The organism is Mesorhizobium sp. M5C.F.Ca.ET.164.01.1.1 (genome assembly GCF_004792125.1).
GTDB lineage: Bacteria > Pseudomonadota > Alphaproteobacteria > Rhizobiales > Rhizobiaceae > Mesorhizobium > Mesorhizobium wenxiniae.
In genome coordinates this window covers 1-372 of record NZ_SRTG01000218.1, presented here as the reverse complement: position 1 = coordinate 372, position 372 = coordinate 1, and the positions used below count along the sequence as shown (strand labels likewise).

The following is a 372-nucleotide window of genomic DNA, read 5'->3' as shown; positions in this document are numbered from 1 at the left end:
GGCCGCGCAAGAGAGGGCTGAGCAAGACCGCGATCGAGCCCTGGCTTTATCTTTCGCCGGCTATCGTCCTCTTGGTCCTAGTGCTTCTGGTGCCGCTGATCATCGGCATCAGCTATTCCTTCCGCAAATTCTCGGCCTTCAAGTCGCAATATGTCGGCCTTGCTCAGTACCAGGCGATGCTTTCCGACCAGGTGCTCGGCCAGGCGCTGATCAACACGCTGTGGTGGACGGTCGCCAGCCTCTTCTTCCAGTTCTTCCTTGGGCTGGGTCTGGCCCTGCTGCTCGACAAACCTTTCTACGGCCGCAAGGTCGTGCAGGCCGTGGTGTTCCTGCCCTGGGCCGTGCCGTCCTTCCTCTCTGGCCTCACCTGGG

1 pseudogene is annotated in these 372 nt (G+C 61.3%); it reads left to right on the top strand.

The features are described from left to right. Positions 1-372 (top strand): annotated as a pseudogene (locus tag EN807_RS33205) (sugar ABC transporter permease); the annotation flags it as partial.